This is a genomic window from Kitasatospora sp. NPDC058444, from assembly GCF_042721415.1.
Taxonomy (GTDB): domain Bacteria; phylum Actinomycetota; class Actinomycetes; order Streptomycetales; family Streptomycetaceae; genus Kitasatospora.
This window is the reverse complement of the sequence record NZ_JBHXLL010000007.1, coordinates 264,381-272,606: the sequence shown is the minus strand read 5'-3', so window position 1 is coordinate 272,606 and position 8,226 is coordinate 264,381. Positions and strand designations below refer to the sequence as shown.

The 8,226-nt window shown below is 74.5% G+C and carries 8 protein-coding genes and 1 tRNA gene; 4 read left to right on the top strand and 5 right to left on the bottom strand.

Features of this window, described 5'->3' with window-relative positions; all coding sequences use genetic code 11:
- Positions 1-348 precede the first annotated feature (348 nt).
- Positions 349-1,344, bottom strand: a complete 996-nt coding sequence (locus ACFWP2_RS11645) for a hypothetical protein (protein WP_380450175.1) — start codon at positions 1,342-1,344, stop codon at positions 349-351.
- 218 nt (positions 1,345-1,562) lie between these two features.
- Between ACFWP2_RS11645 and ACFWP2_RS11640 the strand changes: the two genes are divergently transcribed.
- The 3 genes from ACFWP2_RS11640 (at position 1,563) to ACFWP2_RS11630 (ending at position 4,414) form a co-directional block, all read left to right on the top strand.
- Positions 1,563-2,156 carry a transglutaminase family protein gene (locus ACFWP2_RS11640; RefSeq protein ID WP_380450174.1) on the top strand — a complete coding sequence of 198 codons (594 nt, stop codon included), beginning with the start codon at positions 1,563-1,565 and terminating at the stop codon, positions 2,154-2,156.
- A gap of 407 nt (positions 2,157-2,563) precedes the next feature.
- Complete coding sequence (locus tag ACFWP2_RS11635) at positions 2,564-2,746, top strand: hypothetical protein (RefSeq protein ID WP_380450173.1); 183 nt, start codon at positions 2,564-2,566, stop codon at positions 2,744-2,746.
- A 189-nt stretch (positions 2,747-2,935) separates the two neighbouring features.
- The gene (locus ACFWP2_RS11630) at positions 2,936-4,414 is read left to right on the top strand and encodes a purine-cytosine permease family protein (protein WP_380450172.1); all 1,479 of its coding nucleotides are present in this window, start codon (positions 2,936-2,938) and stop codon (positions 4,412-4,414) included.
- A 221-nt stretch (positions 4,415-4,635) separates the two neighbouring features.
- Here the strand turns inward: ACFWP2_RS11630 and ACFWP2_RS11625 are convergent.
- Positions 4,636-4,706: transfer RNA gene (locus ACFWP2_RS11625), tRNA-Cys, on the bottom strand.
- Positions 4,707-4,899: 193 nt separating this feature from the next.
- Here ACFWP2_RS11625 and ACFWP2_RS11620 point away from each other — a divergent pair.
- Positions 4,900-5,724, top strand: coding sequence for a hypothetical protein (locus tag ACFWP2_RS11620; RefSeq protein ID WP_380450171.1), 825 nt, complete (start codon positions 4,900-4,902; stop codon positions 5,722-5,724).
- A gap of 6 nt (positions 5,725-5,730) precedes the next feature.
- On the opposite strand, the gene ACFWP2_RS11615 is transcribed toward ACFWP2_RS11620, so the two are convergent.
- The 3 genes from ACFWP2_RS11615 to ACFWP2_RS11605 form a co-directional block, all read right to left on the bottom strand.
- Positions 5,731-6,402, bottom strand: coding sequence for a polysaccharide deacetylase family protein (locus ACFWP2_RS11615; protein WP_380450170.1), 672 nt, complete (start codon positions 6,400-6,402; stop codon positions 5,731-5,733).
- 324 nt (positions 6,403-6,726) lie between these two features.
- Positions 6,727-7,539, bottom strand: coding sequence for a hypothetical protein (locus ACFWP2_RS11610; RefSeq protein ID WP_380450169.1), 813 nt, complete (start codon positions 7,537-7,539; stop codon positions 6,727-6,729).
- Entirely contained in the window at positions 7,536-8,069 is a 534-nt protein-coding gene (locus tag ACFWP2_RS11605) for a SigE family RNA polymerase sigma factor (RefSeq protein WP_360354423.1), read from the bottom strand. The genes ACFWP2_RS11610 and ACFWP2_RS11605 overlap by 4 nt, the downstream gene beginning before the upstream one ends.
- Between the last annotated feature and the right edge of the window lie 157 nt (positions 8,070-8,226).

The window sequence follows — 8,226 nt, the reverse complement described above, 5'->3', positions numbered from 1 at the left end:
GGAGCCGGTGTGGCTGGCGACGAATGCCAAGTTGCCAGACCGCGACGGCCGCCGCCAAGGCCCTCCCGCTACGATCCGCGGTCGTAGCCGGGAGGTCGGCTCCGAATCGAAGGGCGCACGGCCCGCGGCGCGCCCACCCCTCCCGGCCTGCGCGAACGCCCGCCGCCCCCACCGCGACGCGGGGCGGAACGGACACTGCTAGGTGCCGTCGTGCCCCCGCATCCGTGTGTGAGCGCACTCACCGCCCCCGCCCCGGCGACCTCACCGACCGGCCCGCCGCCACCACGCCGAGTCAGCACCGACCGGCCGCCGATGAGACCGCCGCCACAGGCGTGGCGCCCTGGACGGTCAGGGGCGGCCGCCGCGCTCGGCCGGCCCGGCGGGCGGGGTCGGACCGGCGTCACGTGGCGCGAGGGCTGCGGCGCGAGTGCGCTCCAACCAGTCCACGACCCGGTACAGCGTGACGAGGTCGAGGGTGCCGGTGAGTTCCCGGACGGCCTGGTGGTCCTCGTCGGTGAGGCGGTGCAGGCCGGCGCGCTCCAGGGCGCCGTAGAGGGTCTCGGTGGTGGGGCAGGCCGGGCAGCGGTGGGTGTCGGTGGCCCGGTGGGCGGGGCCCGCCGTCGGGTGGGCCCCGCCGCCGGCCTCGCGGGCGCGGGCGGCGATCTGCCGCCGGTGACGGTCCCGGCGCAGGGCCCGCTGGAGTTCGGGGTCCTCGTCCGGGTCGTAGAGCGGGGCGGCGGTGGCGGCGATGTGGTCGTGGATGCGCTGCCATTCGTCGCGGGCGGTGGCGGCCCGGCGGGCGGCTTCCCGGTCCCCGGGGTCGGTCTGCCGGTAGGCGGTGCGCAGGGTCTCCCGGGTGGCGGCGAGGCTCCGGCCGATGGCGCGCAGGCCCGTCCCGGCGGCCCGGCGGCGGACCCGGTACCGGACGTCGCCGAGCAGCCCGTGCTCCTGGTCGTCCGGGTCCTCCCGCTCACCGTCGGCCGGGCCGACGGGATGCCGGACGAGGACGGCGTGCAGGGTCGCCCCGGCCTGCCAGGCGTCGGCGTGCACCACCGGCGCGCCGTCGCCGGTGACGACGATCCGGCCGCCCAGCAGGGCCACCCAGCCGTCCAGGCCGTCGACATCCTTCTCCACCCAGCCGCGGGCGAGGCCGCCGTCCTGGTGCAGGGTGCGGATGCCGTCGTGGCCGGTCCAGCGCAGCCAGAGCGATCCGTCCACCGGCGGGGAGTCGAGGAGCGCCGAGCCGAGGTCGCGGTCGGCGGGTGCGGGGCGGCTGGGGGCCTCGGCCAGGCCGAGGCGGGGTGGGACGGCGAGGTCGAGGACGGGGCGGGCGGGATCGGTCATCGCAGGTGCCTTCCAGGGCGGGGACGCGGGTCGGGGCGGCCGGAACGGGGACTGGGACGAGCGGTGCCCGCGGCGGCGAGGTGCGCCGCGGCTGCCGGTACCGTGCCCTTCGACCCGCCACCCAGGCAAGGCGGGCGGCGCCCGTCCCCGTGGCCCCGCCCTGTCCGGGGAGTGGAATTCCGCCCCCGGTGGACGGTGCTCGCGGCACCGTGGACGGCATGATTCTGCGACCGGAGACCGACGACCTCGCCGCCTACCTCGCGGCGGACGAGGCGATCGACCACCAGCACCCGGAGCTGCGGCGGCTGGCCGCCGGGCTGGCCACACCGGAGGCGGCGTTCCACCACGTCCGCGACCGGGTGGCGCACTCCGCGGACGCCGGTGCGTACAGCGGGGCGTTCCGCGCCTCCGAGGTGCTGGCCGCGGGCAACGCGATCTGCCACGGCAAGTCCCACCTGCTGGCCGCACTGCTGCGGGCGCAGGGCGTGCCGACCGGCCTGTGCTACCAGCGGCTGGCGGACGGCGAGGGCGGATTCGCGCTGCACGCCCTCAACGCCGTTCACCTGCGCGGGCGCTGGTCCCGCCTGGACGCCCGGGGCAACCGGGAGGGGGTGGACGCGCGGTACGACCTGGACCGGGAACGGCTGGCCTGGCCGGTCCGGCCGGAGCTGGGCGAGCGCGACCACCCCGGGATCTTCGCCGCACCACCGGCCCCGCTGCTCCGGGCGCTCGCCCGGGCGGTGCCGGGCCGGGCCGGCTACGGCCACCTGCCGGCCGAACTTCCGGGCGGGGCGGCGGCCGGCCCCGCGTGAGGCGGGCCACGGCACCGGGACTGTCCGTGGGGGTGCGTATCGTCCGGTCGTCCGGGGCAGCAGGTGCCACGGACGTGAGAAGGAAGAGGTGGGGGCGGGCATGGACGAGCTCGGGCCGCAGACGCGCGAGTACCTCGACGGGCTGTTCACCCCGGGTGTGCGGATCGGCGGCAATCCGCACACCCCGTACAGCTGGATCGAGATCGCCGAGGTGCGGGAGGTCACCACGATCCGGCTGCCGAGCGGCCGGCTGGTCGTGGACTCGCCCTGGATCACCGGGGCGCCGCGCGAGCTCGCGCTCCGCGTCCCGCCCGGCGAGTACCGGGTGGACGTCTCCTGGGCCGACTCGCCCCGCCTCTTCGACGGCTACTACAGCGAACAGGCGGGAGACCGAGGAGCAGGCCGGCTTGGTCCGCCGGCAGCTCTGCGAGGGCTGGTTCGACCTGGTCCGCGACGAGGAGCACCGGGCCGACCTGCTGTCCTTCGGCGTCCCGGAAGGCTGGGGCCAGGTCTGGGAAGGCCGTGCCCGCGACGGCGGGACGGCGGTGATCGTCGCCCCCGGCCCGGTGTCCACCAGCCCGTGGGACTGAAACGGCCCGGCGCCCGGGCGGCCGCCCCTCGCGGGGCCGTGGTCGGGGACGGCCCGCCGGTCGGGCCGATCCGGGACCGAAGTGGACAAAGTAGGATGGCTGAACTCCCGCGCTACGCGCGAAGAGTTCCATAAATGTTCCATTTGTCTGTTTTCTTCTCCCCCGCTTCACACGCACGGAGCCACCCACATGGACAACCTGTCCACCGTCGACGACGACGGCGCGATAGAGACCCGCGGTATCGAACCCGTCCCGGACCACGAGCGCCGGGGCAGAGTCCGCGAGCTCTTCCCCACCTGGGTCGCGGCGAACATCAGCGTCCTGCTCCTCACCATGGGTGCGGCCCTGGTGGTGTTCAACCGGCTGAACTTCTGGCAGGTCCTGATCGTCGCCGCGTGCGCCGCGGTCGTCTCCTTCGGCATGGTCGGCGTGGTGTCGGTCTCCGGGAAGTGGGGCGGCGCCCCGGGTGCCACGCTCTCCCGGGCCACCTTCGGTGTGCGCGGCAACCTCTTCCCCGGCGCGATCCTCTGGGTCGCCCGGTTCGGCTGGGAGACGATCAACGCCGTCACCGGCGCCTACGCCGTGCTGACCGTCCTCGACCTGCTCTTCGGCGTCAAGAGCAACACCGCGCTGATCGTCATCACGCTCCTCGCCTTCGTCGCCTGCACCTTCCTGGTCTCCGGCATGGGCCGCAAGGCGCTGAACGTCTGCAACACCTGGTCGACGTACCTCTTCGGCGTCTTCAGCATCCTGGTGCTGGGCTACCTGGTCGCGACCATCCACTGGAGCGAGGTCTTCGCCAAGCCCGCGGGCACCACCGCGATGATGATCGCCGGCATCGGGACCATCGCCGCCGGCGGCATCAGCTGGGTCCCCACCGGCCCGGACTTCGCCCGCTACCTGCCGCACTCCGCCTCCGGCCGGAAGATCGCCGGCGTGACGGTCTCCGGCGCCGCCCTGGTGATGGTGCCGATGGTGCTGATGGGCGCCGTGATGGCGGTGGCCTCGCCCGGCCTGGCGCAGGCCACGGACCCGGTCTCCTTCCTCGGCGACCTGCTGCCGACCTGGCTGGCCGTGCCGTACCTGCTGACCGCCATCGTGGGCATGCTGCTGATCAACAGCCTCTCCATGTACTCGGCCGGCTTCACCGCGCAGACCATGGGCGTGAAGCTGCCGCGCGCCATGGCCGTCAGCATCAACGCCGTGATCTCGCTGGTCGCCGGCCTGCTGCTGATGCTGGTCGCCAAGAGCTTCCTGGGCTCCTTCATCACCTTCCTGATCCTGCTCGCCGTCTCCTTCTCGGCCTGGATCGGCGTCTACGCGGTGGACATGTTCCGCCGCCGCTCGCGCGCGGTGCGCTACGACGCCGACGCGCTGATGGACACCAGCAGGAACAGCCGCTACTGGTACAAGGGCGGCTACTGCTGGCAGGCGATGGTGTCCTGGCTGCTCGCGCTGCTGGCCGGGCTCGCCTTCACCAAGTGCGACTGGTTCGCCGGCCCGCTGTCCGACACTCCCGTCGGCAGGTACGGGCTCGCCTGGGCGGCGACCATCGTGATCTCCGCCGTGATCATGGCCGTGCTCCCCACGCCCCGGGAGAACACCCCCGCCACCGCCGAGCAGCCCGCCGACCTCCAGGCGGAGCGCACCGAGCGGGTCACCGTCTGACCGCACGGCACGAAACCCCCGCACGCCCCGGACCGCCCGGGCGCCGACTCGGTCGAGTCGGCGCCCGGGCGGTCCGGTTTTCCGTCTCGGTCGGCGCGGGGCGCGGCTCCCAGGTGCTCACGCCGGCCCGGGCTGACGCCGGGTCACCCGGGCCGGTGGGGCGCGGAGCGGGCCGCGGCGGGTTCCGCCCGTGCACCCGGCGCGCCGGAGGAGAGGAGAAAAGGTGGAGATAGGAATCGAACCCATCTGAACGGCCCTGCAAGCCGTCGCCTCGCCACTCGGCCACTCCACCTCGTCAACGGGGGAAACATTACACGCATATGAACCCGGATTCTCCGGAAGTGATGGGTTTTCACTCAAGAAGACTCTTAATGCGTCTAGTGTTATTTCTTTCGACATGGCGTCGAATGGGTCCGGTGGCCAGCACGGAAAAGCCGGGCTGCGCTAGCCTGTGCCGATATCTCCGACCCGATGGGATTTCATTGATGGCCGTCGAGGAATCACGGTTCACCGGTACCACGGAGCTGCGTTGCGAAACCGCCGCGAACCGGTGCCAGTACAAGAGCCTGCCCCTGCGCGACCTTCCCCCGCTCGGCGTGGTGCGCCGCGCGCGGATCGCCCGCGAGGGCCTGCGTGAGCGTCGCGCCGACATTCCGGCGCCCGGCCGGCCCTCCCGCTTCACCGAGGGGGACTGGGTCCGGGTGAAGGACGAGGCCGCGGTGCGCGCCACGCTGGACGACAAGGACCGCCATCGCGGCCTGTGGTTCACCCGGAGCCAGTGGTCGTTCTGCGGGGGCGTCTACCAGGTCGAACGCGTCGTGCGCCGCATGATCGACGACCACTACCGGGTGCGGCGCCTGTCGGGCACCGTCGCCCTGGCCGGGGCCACCTGCCACGGCGCCGACGGGGCCCAGGGCTGCGGGATGGACTGCGCGCTGCTGTTCCGTGACGAGTGGCTGGAGCCCGCCCCCGCACCCCCGCCCGTCGCCCGGCCGGTCACCCGGTGGGCGACGGTGCGCAGCCTGGAGGAGATCCACGCGACCCTCGGCCCCGACGGGCGCCTGCACGGCGTCCCCTTCCAGCCGGGGATGGAGCGCCACGTCGGCACCCGTCACGGTGCCACCGAACTGCTTCACCGGTCCCTCGCCTGGTGGCAGCACCCCACCGGAGGGCCCTGGTTCATCCTGGACGGCCTGCGCTGCGGCGGCGAACCGCTGGCCACCGGCTGCGACCGCCGGTGCGCCCTGCTGTGGCACGAGTCCTGGCTGCGCCTGGAGCCCGTGGTGGAGTCCGCCGCCGTCAGCCGCTGAGCGGCGTCAGCGCCGCCAGCGGTCGCGTACCAGCTTCGCGGTCAGGTGCAGCGGTCCGTCCCGGTCGCCGACGTAACATCGGGGAAGCGCGTACACCCCGCTGTGGGCGCCGGGGCTGACCGCGCAGGCGTACCCGTAGCCGGCGTGTTCCACCGCCTCCACCGCGGCGTCGTCGAGCGAGCCGTAGGGGTAGCAGAAGCCGTCGACCGCCTGGCCCGTGAGGTCCTCCAGGGCGTGGCGGCTGTCGGTGACCTGGGCGGCCAGGTCGTGCGCGTCCAGGCCTGCCAGCCGCCGGTGTGTCAGTCCGTGCGAGCCGATCTCCACCCCGGTGGCGGCGGCTTCGCGGACCTGGCGTGCCGTCATCAGCGGCTTGCGCGGGCCCTCGCTGTCCCAGTCGTTGTAGCCGCCGAGCCGGCCGGCGATGACGTAGACCGTCGCGGTGAAGCCGTGCTCCGCCAGTGCGGGCATGGCCTCCTCCACGAAGTCGCGGTAGCCGTCGTCGAAGCTGAGGCCCACCAGGCCCGCGGCAGTGCCGTCCCGGTGGGCGCGCATCAGGGCGCCCACCGACACCCCGCGCAGGCCGCGGGCGGACAGCCAGCGCAGCTGGCGGCGGAACCGTGCGGGATCGACGGTGATCAGATAGGGATCGTCGGCCGCCGGCGCCACCGAGTGGTACATCAGCGTCCACGGGAAGCTTCCCGCGGCTGCGCGGGATTCCCTTTCCGGACTCCTACGGGGTCGAGTGATTTGCATGTTCCGCTCCAGCCGTCCGGTGGCGCCGCCCGTGCGGGCGGGCCCGAGGAAACTGCATTCTGGCAGCGTCGGACCCGGCTTCCATTCGCGCCGGGCGACGCCACGTCATTTCACCCGGATGCCGGAGCGGGCGGATTCCGGCCGCGGGTGGGTGGAATTGGCGCGCTCGGGTCCGGTTTCGGAGCGGGGTTTTCGGGGCGGTACGGGGGCGGCCGGGCCGTGGGGCCCGGCCGGCCGGTGCGGGGCGGGTCAGAACTGCCAGGCGGGGTCGTCGGCGATCGCCAGCAGGGCGGCCGTGTCCAGTCCCGCGTCCGGCTGCCGGGCCCACTGCTGGAGCGTCACCGTGCGGCCGTCGGGGCGCTGGAGGCGGACGTACCGGGAGACCCGGTCGCTCTGCGGGAGGGTCATGGTCACGGCCTCGCCGCGGGCGCCGGAGGGCAGCTCGACCAGCCGGCAGTCGGTCCGCGGGGCGATGTCCTGCGGGCTGGGCACGCCGGGGCGCGGGGTGACCTTGGGCAGGGCGATGGTGGCGCAGAGCGGGACCTTCGGCGCGTCGGCGGTGTGGTCGGCGCCGCCGACGAAGTCCACCGGGCCGGCCGGGGACTGCCAGGCGACCCGGAAGCTGCGGCCCGGGATGTCGCCGGGGCGCACGGTCGTGGCGCCGGCGGGGAGGAGCGCGGCCAGGGTGGTGCCCAGGTGGTCGCTGGTCCAGTCGGTGGCGCGGCCGCTGCCGGGGCCGAAGGAGTCCGGGCGCAGCGGTTCGGCGGTGGCGCCCGCCGCGCCGGCGAGGGTGAGCGGGCCGGTCAGCGGGTCGGCGGCGGCCGCGGGGGCGCCGGGGGCGGGGGTGGTGCCGGTGGGCACGGTCGCCACCAGGGCGGCCAGGGCGGCGGCGCCGGCCGCGGTGGCGCCGGCGCGGACGGCCAGGCGGGTGCCGCGGCGGCGGCGTCCGGCCGCGACGGCCGCGTCCACGGTGCCGGAGCGCAGGGTCGGTTCGGCGCCGAGGCCGGCGGCGAGGAGGGTGCGCAGGTCGTCCTGCGGGTCGAGGGCGTCGTGGTGGGTCACAGGAGTTCCTTCAGGGGGGTCGGGGCGGTGGCGAGTTCGTCGAACGGGTCGGTGTCGCCGAGCAGGTCGCGCAGTCGGGTGAGGGCGCGGGCGGTGTGGCTCTTGACGGTTCCGGCGGTGCAGCCGAGGGCCTTGGCGGTGTCCGCGATGTCCAGGTCGGCCCAGAAGCGCAGGACCACGACGGCGCGTTGACGCGGCGGCAGGGCGGCGAGCGCGGCACGGACCTGGAGGCCGAGCGAGGGGTCGGTGCCCGGGCCGGGCCGGTCGGGCAGTGCGGGTGTCGGGTCCTCGCGTCGCCAGCGGCGCCGGGTGTGGTCGATGCAGGTGCGGGTCAGCACGCGGTGGGTGTAGGCCTCCAGGTTGGCGATCCGGTGCCGTCGTCCCCACGCGGCGTACAGCTTGGTCAGGGCGGTCTGGGTGATGTCCTCGGCGTGGTGCCAGTCGCCGCACATCAGGTAGGCGGTCCGCCGCAGGTGCGGCAGCCGTTCCTCGGCGAAGCCGCGGAACTCGTCCAGGTCTGCGCTACGCACAGGGTGTGTCCTCCGTTCGTCTCTGCCCGGTCCGACGGAACGCACCCGGTGCCGGGATGTCACGGGTGGCGGGAAATTTCGCCGGTCGTGCGGGGCGGGGAGGGCAGGAGGCCCCGCGGGGAGGCCGGCGGGTCGCGCGGGGAGGTCGGCCGGTCGC

Coding starts and splice junctions, on each gene's coding strand:
- ACFWP2_RS11615 (WP_380450170.1), bottom strand. CDS start 6,402: ATGTACCACTCGGTGGCGCCGGCGGCCGACGATCCCTATCTGATCACC.
- ACFWP2_RS11640 (WP_380450174.1), top strand. CDS start 1,563: ATGATTCTGCGACCGGAGACCGACGACCTCGCCGCCTACCTCGCGGCG.
- ACFWP2_RS11645 (WP_380450175.1), bottom strand. CDS start 1,344: ATGACCGATCCCGCCCGCCCCGTCCTCGACCTCGCCGTCCCACCCCGC.
- ACFWP2_RS11620 (WP_380450171.1), top strand. CDS start 4,900: ATGGCCGTCGAGGAATCACGGTTCACCGGTACCACGGAGCTGCGTTGC.
- ACFWP2_RS11630 (WP_380450172.1), top strand. CDS start 2,936: ATGGACAACCTGTCCACCGTCGACGACGACGGCGCGATAGAGACCCGC.